This window comes from Xiashengella succiniciproducens (assembly GCF_023674465.1).
Lineage (GTDB): Bacteria > Bacteroidota > Bacteroidia > Bacteroidales > Marinilabiliaceae > Geofilum > Geofilum succiniciproducens.
This window is the reverse complement of the sequence record NZ_CP098400.1, coordinates 2543778-2560360: the sequence shown is the minus strand read 5'-3', so window position 1 is coordinate 2560360 and position 16583 is coordinate 2543778. Positions and strand designations below refer to the sequence as shown.

The window sequence follows — 16583 nt, the reverse complement described above, 5'->3', positions numbered from 1 at the left end:
TATTACCAAAGATTGGCTTGGCGGATGCCCTTGCTGCTTTTTCTAAGTGCAAGTGTCGCCCTGATTGATGGTTTAGGGCTTTCTCTCTTTATCCCACTTTTCCAGGTTGCAGAGGCAGGTGCCCCATCTAATGTGGATCTTGGTAATCTGCATTTCGTTGTTGATGCGTTTAATTTTCTTGGTCTAAATATTACTGTAGGCAGTATCCTGATTTTCATGATACTGCTTTTCTCTTTCAAAGGTTGTGTGTTTTTTATCAACTCCTTTGTATCTGTAAGAACGAGAGTGCGCTTTATGAAGCAGATACGAATGCAGTTGGTAAATGGTCTGTGCAATCTGTCCTATCCTGCATTTGTAGGTATGGATCTTGGAAGGGTACAGAATGTTATTACCGGAGAAATTGGAAAGGCAGGTAGTGCCCTGCTTTCATACCTCAGTACTTTGCAAGCTGCTATTACACTAGTAGGCTATCTATTCTTAGCCTTCCTGGCAGATTTCAGATTTGCGTTGCTTATTACCATTGCAGGTGGACTGAGTGGATTTGTCTATAAGTACATCAACAAGAAGGTAGAAACTTCTTCATTGATGCAGTCATATATTGGAAACGGCTTACAAGGGAAGGTTCTGGAATCTGTTTGGAATTTCAAATACCTTAAGGCTACCGATCTTATATCTCGATATAGAGTTAGACTCGTAGGACTCGTTCACGATGTTGAAAACCTTACAATGAAGATGGGTAAACTGAATGCTATCTCAGGTGCATTACGTGAACCAGTCACTATCGCTATGTTGTCAATCGTAATATTTGTACAGGTGGTGGTATTCGATGTGTCCATGTTCAGTATTGCCCTTATTCTGGTCTTCTTTTACAGGTCACTTACAAGTTTGCTGTCCCTGCAAAATTCCTGGCAAAGCTTCCTGACTAACTCAGGTGGTATCAAAACGGTCAACGAGCTATATGAAGAATTTGAACTGAAGTCAGAAAGCAGGGTTCGTGACCCCCTGCCACCTTTTGGCAAGAGTATTGAACTTAAGAATGTAGTCTTCTCCTACGAAAGTGATCCTTCAAGAAAAGTGCTAAATGATATTTCTTTAGAGATAGAGAAGAATAAGACAGTCGCCTTTGTTGGTGAAAGTGGTTCTGGAAAAACAACACTTGTCAATATGTTATCCGGTTTGCTTATGCCTGTTAGCGGAAAGATACTGGTTGACGGAGTGGAGCTTACTGAGCAAAGAGTACATGCTTTCAGACAAATGATTGGTTACATAACCCAGGAAGCTGTGGTATTCAACGATACAGTTTTCAATAACGTCACTTTCGGTGCTGTGAAAACGCCCGAATCACTTGAGCGTTTTTGGGATGTTATTGAAAAAACCGCTCTTACAAGTACTATTCAGCAGATGCCTGCCAAAGAGGACTCCATGTTGGGAGATAATGGTGTGTTAATCTCAGGAGGACAAAAACAGCGGATTTCAATTGCAAGGGAGCTATATCGTGACTGTTCTCTACTCCTTATGGATGAGGCTACTTCTGCACTTGACTCAGAAAATGAACGGATAATTCAGTCCAATATAAATGCCCTCAAGGGAAAGTATACGATAGTGATTATTGCCCACCGTCTATCGACGGTGCGCAACGCTGACGTGATTTATCTGCTGGAGAACGGCGTTATTGGGGCTTCAGGAACCTTTGAGGAGCTTGTAGCAAAATCCCCACGTTTCCGTAAGATGGTCGAACTGCAAGAGTTTTAGTAATGGAAAAGCTGATTGAACTACCCAAGATTCTCGATGCCAGAGGCAACCTGACCTTTCTGGAAAATAAGAGACATTTCCCTTTTGATATAAAAAGGGTATTCTGGACTTATGACGTGCCTGGTGGAGAAACTCGTGGCGGACACGCCTTCCGCACTCAGGAGGAAGTGGTAATAGCATTATCTGGCAGCTTTGACGTTATCATCAAAGATAAGGATGGAGCCGAGAGGCGTTATCACCTCAACCGTTCCTATAAGGGGCTCTATTTGCCACCACTTACCTGGAGGCATATGGAAAATTTCAGTACCAATGCTCTTTCATTACATGTTAGTTCTTCAGATTTTTCCGAATCAGATTATATAAGGGATTATGAGCAATTCTGTAAAATGGGATAAAGATCCAAGGCAGGTGACAGTTTTCGACTGTCATATATACCAGTTGCCTCGCATTGGAGCAGTGTCGGGACACATAACTGCCGTACAAAACTCTGTTGAACTTCCCTTTGACATCAAGAGAGTGTTTTACCTCTATGATATTCCTGCCGGAGAAAACCGTGGTGCCCATTCCCACAAGGAGTGTCACCAGTTTCTGATTGCTGCTGGTGGCAGTTTTGAGGTCATGGTTGAGGATGGCAGAAATTGCAAGACTCTGTTTTTGAACCAGCCCTTTATGGGTCTTCATATCCCGCCAGGGATATGGGCTAGGGAGCAGAATTTCTCATCAGGTTCTATATGTCTGGTGCTTACTTCACATAGCTATAACGAGTCTGATTATATACGCAAATACGAAGATTATTTAGAATTCCGTGGAATTTCTGGAAGGTTACATTAAGAACCCTGACAGGTTCAGAACCGGGTCGGTCAATATATCGCCGTTTACAACCGACGATATTTTCCGCAATAATTATATCTGGCATAATTATAAGGAAGATTCTGACCCTGTAACTTCATTTGAAGGTATGGAGCTAACGATCACTGCAAGCGCTACCGCAGCGCTTGACCTTGCGCTAAGGGATCTGGGCCTTACTCCCGATGATGAAGTCTGGATAGTAACTACCAGCGGAAATAAGTACATAAGTGGCTGCGTTACACGCACCATTGAGAAGTACTGCCGTTGGAGCCGAGAGCATAGCGCCAGAACTGCGGCGATTTTGGTAAACCATGAATTTGGTTTTATAGCTACTCAGGTTAAAGAACTAACTTCATACAACTTGCCTATTATCGAGGATGCAGCCTATTCAATGTACTCAGAAAATAACGGGGTGCTTCCCGGACTTACCGGAGACTATGCAATCTTCAGTATGGCAAAGATGTTTCCTATGCAGGCTGGAGGTTTGTTATTCGCAAAGGACAAAACTTTAGTACAACAAGATCTGTCGCCGGACGCTGTAAGCTATTTTAAGTCATGCTATAAGTTCTACAATAAATATCGCAGACACATTAGTGCAGCCCGAATTGACGCATTTGCAAAGTATGTTGATGCTTTTGGTGATGCCGACTTTGAGCCACGTTTTATCCCTTTTGGTGGTGAGGTCCCGGGTGCCTTTATGTTTTCCGCACCGGGAGCAGATCTCGGTGGCCTTAAAGTCTTTATGCAGGGACATGGTATTGAGTGTAGTGTTTTTTATGGTGAGGATGCGTTTTACCTTCCTTGTCACCAAAATATATCTACCCAGCATATTGATTATTTTCTGACGCTTATCAAAGATTTTCTTAAATGATACTCTCCAATATCAAGCTCGGTAGCAACGTTTCTATACACCCGTCCTCGAAATTCAACAATGTTGAATTTGGTGACAACATCAAGATTGCCAAGGAATGTCACTTAATGGGAGGTCCCGATCATATACTAAAGATAGGTGCCGGTACTATTTGTGGAATGTATGTTACAATAGACGGCCCCCATGCAGATATTGAGATTGGAGAATGTGTAAGCATTGCCCAGCAGGTTGTAATAAGGTCTGACTGGGGCTTGGTTCCGGGATCGAGGATTAATATACTGTTTGACAAGCCTGCAGTACCCATTAAGATCGGTTCACATACCTGGATTGGTTCGGGTTGTGTTATTGCACCCGGAGTGACTATCGGTGAATATTCGATTGTTGCATCCAATAGCTATGTGGATGAGGATGTACCTCCCTTTACAATAGTGGGCGGAAATCCTGCAAAGGTGTTAAGGACAGTGGATCCTAAGGAACTTGGACTATAGATTGCAATGATCCATTCGAATATTATTACAGGAAAAGATGTTGAGGTGAGTGAAGGATGCTCACTCAACAATGTTCAGTTGGGTGATGGAGTCAGCATAGGAGACCACTGTACCATATTCGGTAGTGCGAAAAATGTGCTGAAAATCGGTTGGGGGTCTGTTATTGGCAGGCGTACAATTCTTAATGGGTTTGCAGCTCAGCTGAAAATAGGAAGAAGGTGCAGCATTGGTGCAATGTGTCATTTTATAGTTGATACAGGACCTACAGCCAGCGAGACTATGCAAAAAAGGTACAGTATTCGTGAGGAGCCAATTACTATAGGAGATGACTGCGTGATCGGTAGCGGTACCATGGTAATTGCCGGATCAGTTATTGGCGAGGGCTCTTTTATTCACCCCAAAAGCTTTGTTAATTCAGAAATACCTCCATATTCTATTGCTGCAGGATGTCCGGCAAAGGTAATTGGTAAGGTACCACATTAAAATGGGCAGCGAAGCCAGCATTAGTAAACTTTAGACTTAGTAATGGAATTTGAGATAATCAGATATAGCCCTGAAAAAGCTACGGAGTGGGATGATTTTGTTAGGGACTCCTGGAACGGAGTGTTCTTGTTTTACCGCAATTTTATGGACTACCACTCAGACCGTTTTAATGATTACAGTCTGATGGTTTATCAGGATGGAAAACTTAAAGCTGTCTTACCTGCAAATGAGAAAGAAGGAGTACTATACTCCCATCAGGGACTTACCTATGGTGGATGGGTATTGGCCAAACGTTTGCCTGTAGTAGACCTTGGTCAGATGTTCGACATCCTGGAAGAATACCTTAGGAGTAATGGCTTTAGTTCAATAGACTACAGGCAAAAGCCCTGGGTTTTTGCCCGACATGCCTGCGAATATGATGGCTGGCTGATGTGGAACAAAGGATATGAGATTTGGAGACGTGACCTGTCTTTTTTCTTTGATATGAAGAATCATGCAGGTTATGCCCGTGACAAGAGATACAGGTTTAATAAATCTCAGCGCAACAATTTGAGAGTAGAGGAGAAGGGTGATGTTAGCACTTTTATGGCACTTGTGGACAATAACCTAATGGAGAAGTATAATACTCTCGCTGTGCACAGGGATCATGAGGTGAAGTTGCTTCAGGACAGGTTCCCACAAAACCTGATGACCCTTACAGTTCATCAGGGAGATGTTTTCCTGGGAGGTACATGGCTCTTTGTTGACAATGATTTTGTCCATACCCAGTACTTCCACTTCAATGATGAGGGCCGCAGACTTTGTGCCCCTGAGTTTCTAGCCTCATACATTATCGACAGATTTTCTGGCGAGAGGCGTTACTTCAGCTTTGGAGCTTCTACAGAGGAAAATGGCAAGGTGCTCAATGAGGGCCTTGCTTCCTTTAAGGAAGGATTCGGAGCTGGAGGCTTTTGCAATGATTTTTATAGAAAACAAATATGCAGGTAAAGTTTTTGGATCTAAAGGCTGTTAATGAGCCTTATTTCCCCGAGATGCTCGAAGCAACCCGTAGGTTCCTTGAAAGCGGTTGGTATGTGCTCGGCAAAGAGGTTGAGTCCTTTGAAGAGGAATATGCTGCTTACTGCGGAGCCAACTATTGTGTGGGTGTGAGCAATGGCCTGGATGCACTTAGGCTTATCCTTGAAGCATACAAGGCTCTAGGGATGGTCAGGGAAGGTGATGAGGTCATAGTACCTGCAAATACCTATATTGCTTCAATATTGGCAATTACCCAGAGCGGACTTAAGCCTGTACTTGTCGAACCGCATCCAGAGAGTTATAATATCAACCCAGATGAGGTAGAAAAACAAGTTACATCCCGCACAAGGGCAATAATGGCTGTTCACCTCTATGGTCAGCTTGCAGACATGGATCGACTATCTGCAATTGCTGAACGTCATGGGCTCTTACTTATTGAGGATGCAGCTCAGGCTCACGGTGCTAAACTGCACAACGGAGGAAGGGCAGGAAGTCTTGGCCATGCTGCCGGCCACAGTTTTTATCCGGGCAAGAACTTAGGTGCACTTGGCGAAGGCGGTGCAGTTACATGTATGGATAAAGAGCTGGCTGAAGCTGTTAAAGCTTTGAGAAACTACGGTTCTCACAAGAAGTATTACAACCTGTATAAAGGTTTTAATATGAGAATTGACGAAAACCAGGCTGCATGGTTGAGGATAAGGCTTAGGGGATTGGATCGTGAGAATGAACATAGAAGGATGCTGGCTGGTATTTATGACAGTATGCTGGACCCTGCTTTAGTTAAAAGACCAAAAGTAATGGAGTATGGTGAGCACGTTTATCATATTTATGCCATAATGCATCCGGATCGAGATGGCCTGCAGAAGTATCTTGCAGACAAAGGGGTGTCTACTCTTATCCACTATCCACTGCCACCCCACAAACAAGAAGCGTACAAGGAGTGGAATTATATGTCCTTCCCGATTACAGAGGAGATTCATAACAGAGAATTAAGTCTTCCGATAAGTCCGGTACACACCAAGGAGGAAATTAAGTATGTAGCCTCAATGATCAATAGTTATAAATAAAGATCATGGCCGAGAAGATAAACCCTAACAGATGTGACGAGTTGGTTACAATAGTGGCACTATGTTATAACCAAAGCTACTATCTTAAGGAAACCCTCGACAGTATTATGGCACAGACCTGGCGTCCGGGGCATTTCTACATTATTGACGACTGTAGCACTGATAATTCAGTCGAACTGTTAAACGAGTGGAACGAGGCCAACAATAATATTGCAACAATCATTGTACATGAGGAAAATCAGGGTATTACCCGCACGATGAATCATGCCCTGTCGCTCAGTACTACAAAGTATTTTCAGCCCTGGCCTTGTGATGATCTTATGCTTCCCTATAAAATAGAAAAGCAGGTTACCTTCCTGGAAGATCTGGACTGGAAGCCGGGTTTCCTATATGGTGATATTGAGTGGATAGATAATGAGGGAAATCTCTTGAGGAAATCTGTTATTGAAGACCGTAAGAAGCAGTTTCCCAACAATACAATGCCTTCAGGTTTTATATTCCCAGAGCTTGTAAGATTGGGTTGCTTTATCCCAACGGCTTCTGGAATGTATGTTACCCAGGCCCTCCGCGACCTGGGTGGATTTGATGAGGGTCTTTTTGCAGAGGATTGGGATATGTTTATGCGTATTGCACTAAAGCATGGAATAGCTTTTCAAGACCTGAAAGTTAGTCGCTACCGCCGTCATATGGGCAGCGTGGAAATGAAGAAAGGTAAGGCTTATTGGGATGGTCACTTCAAGATCCTCCCCAAATTCCTGGGTATCAACGATGAGTATGACGGGATTATCTATGACAAGATGGGAAGGGATGCACTTGATGCCTATATGGATGGCTATAGTGGATACGAGAATATAATCTTAAACAGTGCATTGAGGAATAGAGATTTCAATCAGTTTTGGCGTTACGTAAAGATAAAACTCGGAAGGTTATTATATGGAAGAAAGAAGTCCTAAAGTCACGGTTGTAATTCCTACTTACAGGCGTCCTGCATACCTGCAGGAGGCTCTTGATAGTTTGTCCAGACAGACTTTCAAGGATTTTGAGGCGATAGTAGTGGATGATGGAACACCTGGTGAAGAGAACAGACAGATATGCAGCAAGTATTCTTTCGTTAGGTATATTCTTACAAGCAATAGCGGTAGTCCAATCAGGCCCCGCAATATTGGCATAAAAGAGGCCAGAGGCGAGTATATTGCCTTTCTTGACGATGATGATCAATGGGTGGAAGAAAAGCTTCAAAAACAGGTTGACATTCTTGACAGGCAGAGGGACTATGGATTGGTCCACTCATATTGTCAGATAATTGATGAAAATGGCAGGGTAACCGGAGAGGTTACTGGTCAGGCTTTTGCGGATAAAAAGCATGGTTATGTCTTTGATGATATGGTGGGCAACTTCACCGTAATGCTTTCATCACCATTGATCAGAAAAGAGCTTATTGAGAAGTCGGGACTTTTTAACGAAAAGATGACTGCTGCTGGTGAGGATGTCGAATTCTTTATACGTCTGGCCTATTATACCAGGTTTTGGTTTATTGATGAACCATTGGTTAGATACCGGGTTCATAGTAATGGAATCTCTAAGGGCAACTTTAATTATGTATATCTTCCATGGCATCTATTCAGGGCTGTTAGGAAGCTAAGCAAGAAGGAGTCACTTGAAAGACCCAGGTTTGTTGCTTTGCGTAATAGGCTTATAATTAAGCAGATAGACGCTGCTGGAAATTTGAAGGGATACCTGGTTTCAATAGGGCTGTGTTTCAGAATATATCCGGGCTTTTTTACTTTGCCCGGAGCAATGAGGACCATGGCTGGGAAATTTCGACACCTCTGGAGATATACTTTTAAGGTGAAAAAGAAGATAAAAAAGATTGCAGCCTGAATAGGTCGCTGGGAGGTTGTAAATGAGAGTCGGAGAGAATCCTTTAAAGTCAGATCGTCAGGAACTTGAACATAAGCAACACAGGGTTATAATTCCATTTTGGATACCCAATGTTGAGAATCCTTATTTCCGTAATCAACCGGAAGTATTGAGGATTTGCATTCAGTCTCTGCTTGATTCTATCAATACTGAGACCACCAACATTACCCTTATCAATAATAATTCCTGCAAGGAAGCTTCTGATGTTGTTGAGTATTTTGTTGAGCAAGGTGTTATTGATAAATATGTTGTGCTATGTGATAATCGTGGCAAACTGGAGGCTGTGCTTTCGGAAGCCAGGGCATGTTATGAGGAATATATCACTATAAGTGACTGCGACTTTCTGTTTTTCAAAGGGTGGGAGAGCAGTGTTGCAGGTATTATGAGGGCTTTCCCAGAAGCTGGAATGGTGAGCTGCTTCCCGGCATCCCACCTTGCATATTTCTACAATAGTAATTTGATTTGGTTCCGCCCAAAGGCAGGTAAAATCCTTGATGACAACGATATCGATCTGTTCGAGAAAGGGCTTGGTCACCCTGCTACAAGTGGTCTGTACAGTCGGCCGGGTATCAGGAAAAGAGAAATCTGGCGATACAATCATTATTATCTGAAGAGAAAGAACTGTATCGCTATGGTCGGAGCAGTTCATGCACTGGCAACCTACCGCAGGGAAGTGGTCGATAGATTTAACAAGGATAGGGTTCTACTTCGCTTTGGAAATGGATATGAACACGAGTATATTGACTTTGCTGCAGAAAAGTCCGGGTACCTGAGACTGTCAACACCCAGTTTGTTGGCTTACCATATGGGAAATACACTTCCTCAGGAAGTGTTGGGAAAATATAACGAAGTAAACAACATGGAATATAAGCCGGCTATATGGCCTGACAGACAAAACTCATTGCCTGTAAAGGCAATGAGGCTTATCTTTCCTCTTACTAATTACGCTTTCCGCTTTTGCAGAAAGTACAAGTTAATTTAATCAGTAAATACAAACCCAAAAAATAAACGTGATGCAAGCACCAAAAATCATAGCTGAAATCGGATGCAACCATAAGGGAGATATGGAGATTGCTCATGAATTGATTGTTACCGCTTCAATCTTCTGTAAGGTTGACGTGGTAAAGTTTCAGAAGCGCAACAACAAGGAGTTGCTCAGCGAAGAGGAGTATAACTCTCCTCACCCCAATCCAATCCACTCTTACGGTAGGACCTATGGAGAGCACCGTGAATTTCTGGAGTTTGACCTGGATCAGCACAGACAATTGAAGAAGTGGTGCGAAGAAAACAATCTGATCTACTCCACCTCTGTATGGGATCTTACCTCTGCTAAGGAAATAGCCAGTCTGGATCCGGTCCTGATCAAAATCCCCTCAGCATGTAACCGCAACAAAGCGCTGCTGACCTATCTCTGTGAACATTATGGCGGAGAAATACATATCTCCTTTGGTATGACTACTCATGAAGAGGAGGAAGAGATTGTAAAACTGTTTGAACAATACAAGAGGGCAAAAGATCTTGTAATTTATAGCTGCACATCAGGTTATCCCGTGCCATTTGAAGATATTTGCCTTTATGAGATAACTCGTCTCAAGAAGGCCTACGATGGTAGGGTTAAAGCTATTGGCTTCTCGGGTCACCACCTTGGTATTGCCGTGGATATAGCAGCAATGACACTTGGTGCAGAATGGATTGAGCGTCACTATACCCTCGACCGTACATGGAAGGGTACTGACCATGCTGCATCTCTTGAGCCTGACGGTATGCGTAGGCTTGCCCGTGACTGCAGAGCCGTATCAAGGGCTTTGACTTACAAGAGCAAGGATATTCTTGAGATAGAGTCAGTGCAGAGAGAGAAACTTAAAAAGAATCAGTTGAGATGGCAGTAATTGCTTTTATTCCTGTACGTGGAGGAAGTAAGTCAATACCACTAAAGAACATCAAGAGTTTTTGCGGAAAACCGCTTATTTACTGGAATCTGAAGGCGCTTGAAGAGGCGCCTTCTGTTGACCGGGTTGTTGTATCTACAGACAGTCAGGCTATCAGGGACGTAGTTGAGTCCTTTGGTTTTAGTAAAACCGAATTATTTGACCGCTCACCTGAGACAGCAACCGACACGGCTTCTACCGAGTCGGCCATGCTTGACTTTATCTCCCGGACTAAGGGGGACCTTAAGGATGATGACCTGTTTATGCTGGTTCAGGCTACATCGCCCATGACAAGTACTCAGGACTTTGTCAATGCCCTGAAAATGTACAATGAAGGGGGCTATGATTCCCTGTTGAGTTGTGTCAGGCACAAAAGATTCTTCTGGAACAGCGACGGAACATCCAAAAATTATGATTATCGCCAAAGGCCCAGAAGGCAGGATTTTGCTGGTGAGTTGATGGAAAACGGGGCCTTTTATATTAACCGTGTACGTAATGTTGTCGAGTCGGGAAACAGGCTTTCGGGCAGGATTGCCCTTTATGAGATGCCTGAATATACTGCCGTTGAGATTGACGAGGAAGATGACTGGCTGTTGGCTGAGACGCTGATGCGCAGGCATCAGCTTACTGGGGACAGAGACTATACCCGTATCAAGGTCTTTCTTACTGATGTCGATGGTGTCCTTACCGATGCAGGGATGTATTATTCCGAAGAAGGGGACGAACTTAAGAAGTTTAATACCCGAGACGGAATGGGTCTTCAATTGATTAAAACCAAAGGTATCAAGACAGGTATTATTACATCTGAAGATACTCTGATAGTAGAGCGCCGTTTCAAAAAGCTAAAGCTCGACTATCTGTATCAGGGTAAGAGAGATGGCGGAAAACTTGCTGCGGCAATGGATGTTTGTATTCAGGAGGGAATTGATCTGAGCGAGGTGGCCTATATTGGTGATGATGTCAACTGCCTTGATCTGCTTTCACGTGTTGGATTTCCTGCATGTCCTGCAGATGCTGTTGCAAGAGTTAAGGCAGTTCCCGGTATACGTGTTATGACTAAGAAAGGTGGTGAAGGTGCGGTTAGGGAATATATTGATGAAATTTTAACTCAACTTGAGAAGCACTAAAATTTAAGGTTAATGAAGATTTGCTTTCTTGTTCCCGACGGGGTTGGACTGCGCAATTATCTGTACAGCAGTCTTATTGATAAGTTTCCTGAAGACGCGGAAATATTGCTGCTTACCGTACTACCCCGTGAAGTTCTTGATGAGGTGGAGAAAATCCACAACCGTAAGTTCTCATATGTTGCGATGACTGCATATAATGAGGCTTTCAAGGGTAAACTGTTGAAAGAAGCTATCACCTATGCGCGTCTAAGGTATAACACCCGTAAGATGCGCAATGATACAATAATGATCAACTGGACCCGTAAGCACTATTCTTTTGCCAGAGGTCTCTTTTATAAAGCTGCAGCATGTATTGGTTGGTTATTCTCCTTCAGTTACAAGGGTATTCTAAGTCTTGAAAGGGCTTATGAAAAACATGTACATTCGACGGCTTATTTCAGGGAACAACAGGAGATGCTTCGTAATAACAAACCTGATATAATATTCAGCACTCACCAGCGCTCACTGGATGGTTCGGTGATTATCGAAGCAGCCAAGTCTCTGGGGATTAAAACTGTTGGTGCAGTGTATTCATGGGACAACCTGCCTAAGGCCAGGTTGCTGGTTCGCACAGAAAACTATGTGGTGTGGTCGGAGTATATGAAGCAGGAAATGGCCGACTATTATCCAGAGGTTGATCCTGCAAAGGTACTTATAACAGGTACTCCTCAGTTTGAATTCTATTTCAACAAGGAGCTCTATATGAGCAGGGAGGAATTCTTTTCCAATGTTGGTCTGGATCCAGACCGCAAGGTCCTGTGTTTCTCAGGTAATGACCTGACTTTCCCCTGCGATCATTTGTACCTTGATGACCTTTGTGATGCATTGATGAAGATGCCCGAGAAAGACAGACCCCAGGTCTTGCTTCGTCGCAGTCCGGTAGACCTTACAGGTCGCTACGAACCGGTTGTAAGGAAGTATCCTGAACTTATCAAAGTGTCAGATCCACTGTGGAAGTCCTATTCAAGGGAATGGAGCTTTACTGTTCCAACCATGGATGATGTAAAGCTGCTTGTAAATGTGGTTCTGCATTCAGATGCCGTTATCAATGTAGGCTCTACAATGGCTCATGACTTTGCTGTTTATGGCAAACCAGCAATTTATATCAACTACGATCAACCCTCAGTTACGCATTGGTCGGCAATCACCAATAATCGATTCCAACACTTTAGAAGCATGCCTTCTGATGACTGCGTAATATGGCTAAATAGCAGGGCTGGGATAGAAGAATGCGTTAGGGAAGCCTTGTATGGTCAGAGCAATCCAAAAGGAGATGCCTGGTTCAGGGTTGTTGCTCTGCATCCGGTGCAAGAGGCTTCTCAAAGGATCGCCTCTACTATAATGGCATTAGTCTCTTAGTTATGCATATTTGTTTCCTGACATATGAATATCCACTATGGGGTACAGGTGGAATAGGTAGTTTCGTGCAAACCTTCGGTCGGGCCCTTGTCCGTAGTGGACATAAGGTTACTGTCCTGGGTATTGGTAAAGGACATGAGACTGAGGAGATGGACGATATGGGTGTAGAGATTATTCGTTTGTCAGCACCGCGTTACTTGAAAAGTAAGGCTTCCTTTGCCGAAAACGCATATAATATCAGGATCAAGCTAAAGGAACTGCATGCTAAACATCCCATAGATATCCTTGAGAGCCAGGAATCATTGATGTTTATGCTGCCGTGTAGAACACCTTATGTGAAGGTTGTCAGGATGCATGGTGGCCACCACTTCTTTGCTGAGAGCGAACACAGAAAGATAGACCCATGGAAGGGGTTTTTGGAGAAAAGATCCTTCAGCCGTGCTGATGCGTTTGTGGCAGTATCTAATTTTGTAAAGGAGCATACAGGTAAATACCTCTCAACAGGCAAAAAACCTGTTGAAATCATAAGAATTCCTGTTGATGGTAAGTTGTTTGCCGCATCCGATCCTGACAAGGCGATTTCCTACCGCCTCGTTTTTGCAGGTACAGTTTGTGAAAAGAAGGGTATACGTCAGCTTATAGAAGCACTTAAGTATGTGATTCCTTCATTTCCCCTGGTTCACCTTGATATATATGGTCGTGATTGGTTTTTTTCTGACGGTCGATCCTACACTGAATACCTAAAAAATTCATTCTCCTCAGATATTCTGAGTCATGTAGTATTTCACGGACCTGTGAAATTGCAGGAAATACCCTCAAAGTACGAGGTGGCCGAACTCTGTGTCTTCCCATCGCATATGGAAACTCAGGGGCTGGTAGCCCCTGAGGCTATGTTTATGGGAAAACCTGTTCTGTTTTCAAAGCTTGGTCCCGGACCCGAGACTATAGAGGATGGGGTGGATGGTTTGCTTTGTGATCCTTATTCACCTGAAGATATTGCCGAGAAAATAATTTTTGCATTTGAGAACAGGGAAAAGATGAAGGAGATGGCTCTTGTAGGACAGCAAAAAGCACGTGCGATGTTTGATACAGATCGTATTCTTGAGCATAATATTAATTTTTATCGTAGCTTGCTGGATATGAAGTTTAAAGGAACCAGGCGGTAATGATAGATTTTATTGATACAAGGAAAGGGTATGTAATTTTGATAATGTTGCACCTGGTTTTGGGTGCAGCTCTGAAGTTTGCTCCTGTCATTACGGCAATTGCATATCCTGGTATGATGGCTATCTTCCTGCTGGATATTCTGTATAATTACGACAAGGGTTCACGTGCAGGGTATTATGCGCTCTACATGGTCGGCTATGAGATGGTCTATCGTATGGCCGGTGCGCCATTCTCCTGGGAGCTGGGTAAGTATTCAGCTATTATTATTCTGACTTTTGGATTGTTTATAGGTCCTCGAAGGAACTTAAACTGGATCTTTCTGTTTCTGCTAGGCTTGCTGATTCCAGCAATTTTCCTGAGTCACCATTCAAATCCTGACAGACTCTACAGTATGATCATGTTTAATATCTCAGGACCACTGAGTCTGGTTGCCGCAGGACTTTATTATTACAAACGCATTGTCTTAAAGGAGGATTATTTCGCTCACCTTAGATGGGCATTTCTTCCTGCCTTTACTATAATTGCAGGATTGAGCCTTGTTGCTAATATAGCCGACCTTGAGTTTACCAGTGTTCAATCAAGTTCACAAGCCGCTGGTGGTTTTGGTCCCAACCAGGTTTCCACGATTTTGGGATGGTTTATACTTCTCGCTTTATTATATAAAGTCAATGGGGAGAGGATTACTCCTTTTAAATGGCTAGACTGGTTGATGCTGTTTTATCTGGTTCTGCGTGCACTCCTTACCTTCTCTCGTGGAGGTGTGATGGGAAGCCTACTGGCCTTCCTTGGAGCAGTTACAGTTCTCTTCTTTTCATATTATGGGTTTAGAAAGCAGCTTCGCAGGTCGCTGCCATTCATTGTAATAGGAGTGGGTTTTTTTGTTGGAGTATTCTTTATAGCCAACAAGATTACTAACAACTTCCTGCTGTATCGTTATCAGGGTCTCAACACCACAGAAGTTATGACGGGACAACGAACTCCTGGAAAGAGTATGTTGACCGGACGAGATGAGATAATGAAGGCCGATTTCATTGTGTTTAAGCAGCACCCACTGTTTGGTGTGGGGTATGGAATGGGTGAACTATACCGGGCTCGGTATTATGGGCAATATGCCGCAGCTCATACTGAGTTTGCTCGTCTTATGTCGGAAAACGGTCTTTTTGGGATGATTTTTATGTTGGTGGGACTCATCTGCCTTCCCACATATTTCTTTTTTAGATCCAAAGGTTACCTGACCCGATGTTTTATGCTTGCATTTTACCTGCTAAGTATGTTTACAATGTTTCATGCGGCAATGCGATTGGCATTGCCGGGAGTTGTCTTTGGAGCTGCCTTTATGAGAATTGTAACTCTCGATAAACTATTAAAGGGTGAGCATAAATGATCAGATTTTTGATTATTTCTCCGGTAATTCACAAAAAGGACAATAAAGGTATTGCTGCTTATACTCCCTATGTAAGGGAGATGAATATCTGGCTTAAGTATGTTGATCATGTTAGGGTTATAGCCCCTCTGTCAGAAAAAGCTCCCGATCCGCTTGAAACGTACTACCAGCATGACTCGCTGAGTTTCTGTTCAGTCCCTGCAATCAACTTTACACGAGTTGGGTACCTACTATACTCCCTATTTGTTTTGCCGCTGGTAATGTTGCGTATCATCCGGGGGATGATATGGGCCAATCATATTCACCTGCGTTGTCCTTCCAATATGGGATTGTTGGGAGTTATTGCCCAGATATTCTTCCCACATAAGATCAAGACAGTGAAGTATGCAAACAATTGGGATCCTGATAGCAGTCAGGCTGCAACGTACAGATTTCAGCAACATCTTCTTCGTAATAGTTTATTGACACGCAAGGCTTCTGTGCTTGTTTACGGTGATTGGAAGGAAAAAAGTCCCAACATAGTTCCATTTTTTACGGCGTCTTATCCTCGTTCGAAGGCCTTACCTGTTGATATAAGGAGGATAGGACCGGGAAAAAAAGAGCCTTTGAATCTGATTTTTGTCGGTACATTAACGGGAAATAAAAGACCGCTGGAGTGTATTAAGGTCTTACAGATTTTAAAAGACAGGGGCTATTTGGTAAAGCTGGATATGTTTGGTGATGGCGCTCAAAGACCTATGCTCGAAGCGTATATAGCTGAATATGGACTTGGCAATGAGGTGAAATTATGGGGCAGACAAAGCCCTGATACTGTAGAGTCCTTCTTTATGAAGGCTCATTTCCTTGTCTTCCTTTCATATAGTGAAGGATGGCCTAAGGTAGTTGCTGAGTCAATGTGGTGGGGTTGCATGCCTCTTACTACTGACGTTTCTTGTGTATCGCAGATGCTTGGAGGGGGTGCGAGAGGTGTAATTGTAGAACCTGATGCCTCAAAAGTGGCTGATGTTATAGAGCAATTTGTTTCCGCTCCAGATACCTATACTAAGGCTTGTCAGGCTGCGATGGACTGGTCACGACAATATAATCTTGAGCACTTTGAAGAAGAAATTGTCAAACTAATAGAGGTGTGACC

17 protein-coding genes are annotated in these 16583 nt (G+C 43.3%); all 17 read left to right on the top strand.

What is annotated here, in order from left to right:
• Positions 1–24 precede the first annotated feature (24 nt).
• From M9189_RS10590 to M9189_RS10510, 17 genes are read left to right on the top strand one after another with little or no spacing between them, the layout of a single operon-like run.
• Positions 25–1752 carry an ABC transporter ATP-binding protein gene (locus tag M9189_RS10590; protein ID WP_250723085.1) on the top strand — a complete coding sequence of 576 codons (1728 nt, stop codon included), beginning with the start codon at positions 25–27 and terminating at the stop codon, positions 1750–1752.
• Between the two features lie 2 nt (positions 1753–1754).
• Complete coding sequence (locus M9189_RS10585) at positions 1755–2147, top strand: sugar 3,4-ketoisomerase (protein WP_250723083.1); 393 nt, start codon at positions 1755–1757, stop codon at positions 2145–2147.
• On the top strand, positions 2122–2583 hold the full coding sequence (locus tag M9189_RS10580; protein WP_250723081.1) for a sugar 3,4-ketoisomerase: 462 nt from the start codon (positions 2122–2124) through the stop codon (positions 2581–2583). The genes M9189_RS10585 and M9189_RS10580 overlap by 26 nt, the downstream gene beginning before the upstream one ends.
• A complete protein-coding gene (locus tag M9189_RS10575) occupies positions 2558–3472 on the top strand; it encodes a DegT/DnrJ/EryC1/StrS family aminotransferase (RefSeq protein WP_250723080.1) in 915 nt (304 codons plus the stop codon). Before M9189_RS10580 ends, M9189_RS10575 begins: the two co-directional genes overlap by 26 nt.
• Positions 3469–3960 carry an acyltransferase gene (locus tag M9189_RS10570; RefSeq protein ID WP_250723078.1) on the top strand — a complete coding sequence of 164 codons (492 nt, stop codon included), beginning with the start codon at positions 3469–3471 and terminating at the stop codon, positions 3958–3960. Before M9189_RS10575 ends, M9189_RS10570 begins: the two co-directional genes overlap by 4 nt.
• A 6-nt stretch (positions 3961–3966) precedes the next feature.
• Positions 3967–4443, top strand: a complete 477-nt coding sequence (locus tag M9189_RS10565) for an acyltransferase (RefSeq protein WP_250723076.1) — start codon at positions 3967–3969, stop codon at positions 4441–4443.
• A 42-nt stretch (positions 4444–4485) separates the two neighbouring features.
• On the top strand, positions 4486–5430 hold the full coding sequence (locus M9189_RS10560) for a hypothetical protein (protein WP_250723071.1): 945 nt from the start codon (positions 4486–4488) through the stop codon (positions 5428–5430).
• Complete coding sequence (locus M9189_RS10555; RefSeq protein WP_250723069.1) at positions 5421–6527, top strand: DegT/DnrJ/EryC1/StrS family aminotransferase; 1107 nt, start codon at positions 5421–5423, stop codon at positions 6525–6527. The genes M9189_RS10560 and M9189_RS10555 overlap by 10 nt, the downstream gene beginning before the upstream one ends.
• Positions 6528–6532: 5 nt before the next feature.
• Positions 6533–7480, top strand: a complete 948-nt coding sequence (locus tag M9189_RS10550; RefSeq protein WP_250723068.1) for a glycosyltransferase family 2 protein — start codon at positions 6533–6535, stop codon at positions 7478–7480.
• Complete coding sequence (locus M9189_RS10545) at positions 7461–8408, top strand: glycosyltransferase family 2 protein (RefSeq protein WP_250723066.1); 948 nt, start codon at positions 7461–7463, stop codon at positions 8406–8408. The genes M9189_RS10550 and M9189_RS10545 overlap by 20 nt, the downstream gene beginning before the upstream one ends.
• 22 nt (positions 8409–8430) lie before the next feature.
• Positions 8431–9429: a glycosyltransferase family A protein gene (locus tag M9189_RS10540; protein ID WP_250723064.1), complete on the top strand. Its 999-nt coding sequence runs from the start codon at positions 8431–8433 to the stop codon at positions 9427–9429.
• Positions 9430–9460: 31 nt separating this feature from the next.
• Positions 9461–10336 (top strand): N-acetylneuraminate synthase family protein, encoded by an 876-nt coding sequence (locus M9189_RS10535; protein WP_250723062.1) that lies wholly within the window; start codon positions 9461–9463, stop codon positions 10334–10336.
• Positions 10327–11502 carry an acylneuraminate cytidylyltransferase gene (locus tag M9189_RS10530; protein ID WP_250723060.1) on the top strand — a complete coding sequence of 392 codons (1176 nt, stop codon included), beginning with the start codon at positions 10327–10329 and terminating at the stop codon, positions 11500–11502. Before M9189_RS10535 ends, M9189_RS10530 begins: the two co-directional genes overlap by 10 nt.
• 12 nt (positions 11503–11514) lie before the next feature.
• Positions 11515–12900 (top strand): glycosyltransferase family protein, encoded by a 1386-nt coding sequence (locus M9189_RS10525; protein ID WP_250723058.1) that lies wholly within the window; start codon positions 11515–11517, stop codon positions 12898–12900.
• Between the two features lie 2 nt (positions 12901–12902).
• Positions 12903–14066, top strand: coding sequence for a glycosyltransferase family 4 protein (locus M9189_RS10520; RefSeq protein WP_250723056.1), 1164 nt, complete (start codon positions 12903–12905; stop codon positions 14064–14066).
• Positions 14066–15451 carry an O-antigen ligase family protein gene (locus tag M9189_RS10515; protein WP_250723054.1) on the top strand — a complete coding sequence of 462 codons (1386 nt, stop codon included), beginning with the start codon at positions 14066–14068 and terminating at the stop codon, positions 15449–15451. The genes M9189_RS10520 and M9189_RS10515 overlap by 1 nt, the downstream gene beginning before the upstream one ends.
• Positions 15448–16581, top strand: a complete 1134-nt coding sequence (locus M9189_RS10510) for a glycosyltransferase family 4 protein (protein WP_250723052.1) — start codon at positions 15448–15450, stop codon at positions 16579–16581. Before M9189_RS10515 ends, M9189_RS10510 begins: the two co-directional genes overlap by 4 nt.
• Positions 16582–16583 lie beyond the last annotated feature (2 nt).

Coding starts and splice junctions, on each gene's coding strand:
- M9189_RS10590 (WP_250723085.1), top strand. CDS start 25: ATGCCCTTGCTGCTTTTTCTAAGTGCAAGTGTCGCCCTGATTGATGGT.
- M9189_RS10585 (WP_250723083.1), top strand. CDS start 1,755: ATGGAAAAGCTGATTGAACTACCCAAGATTCTCGATGCCAGAGGCAAC.
- M9189_RS10580 (WP_250723081.1), top strand. CDS start 2,122: ATGAGCAATTCTGTAAAATGGGATAAAGATCCAAGGCAGGTGACAGTT.
- M9189_RS10570 (WP_250723078.1), top strand. CDS start 3,469: ATGATACTCTCCAATATCAAGCTCGGTAGCAACGTTTCTATACACCCG.
- M9189_RS10565 (WP_250723076.1), top strand. CDS start 3,967: ATGATCCATTCGAATATTATTACAGGAAAAGATGTTGAGGTGAGTGAA.
- M9189_RS10560 (WP_250723071.1), top strand. CDS start 4,486: ATGGAATTTGAGATAATCAGATATAGCCCTGAAAAAGCTACGGAGTGG.
- M9189_RS10555 (WP_250723069.1), top strand. CDS start 5,421: ATGCAGGTAAAGTTTTTGGATCTAAAGGCTGTTAATGAGCCTTATTTC.
- M9189_RS10550 (WP_250723068.1), top strand. CDS start 6,533: ATGGCCGAGAAGATAAACCCTAACAGATGTGACGAGTTGGTTACAATA.
- M9189_RS10545 (WP_250723066.1), top strand. CDS start 7,461: ATGGAAGAAAGAAGTCCTAAAGTCACGGTTGTAATTCCTACTTACAGG.
- M9189_RS10540 (WP_250723064.1), top strand. CDS start 8,431: ATGAGAGTCGGAGAGAATCCTTTAAAGTCAGATCGTCAGGAACTTGAA.
- M9189_RS10535 (WP_250723062.1), top strand. CDS start 9,461: ATGCAAGCACCAAAAATCATAGCTGAAATCGGATGCAACCATAAGGGA.
- M9189_RS10530 (WP_250723060.1), top strand. CDS start 10,327: ATGGCAGTAATTGCTTTTATTCCTGTACGTGGAGGAAGTAAGTCAATA.
- M9189_RS10525 (WP_250723058.1), top strand. CDS start 11,515: ATGAAGATTTGCTTTCTTGTTCCCGACGGGGTTGGACTGCGCAATTAT.
- M9189_RS10520 (WP_250723056.1), top strand. CDS start 12,903: ATGCATATTTGTTTCCTGACATATGAATATCCACTATGGGGTACAGGT.
- M9189_RS10515 (WP_250723054.1), top strand. CDS start 14,066: ATGATAGATTTTATTGATACAAGGAAAGGGTATGTAATTTTGATAATG.
- M9189_RS10510 (WP_250723052.1), top strand. CDS start 15,448: ATGATCAGATTTTTGATTATTTCTCCGGTAATTCACAAAAAGGACAAT.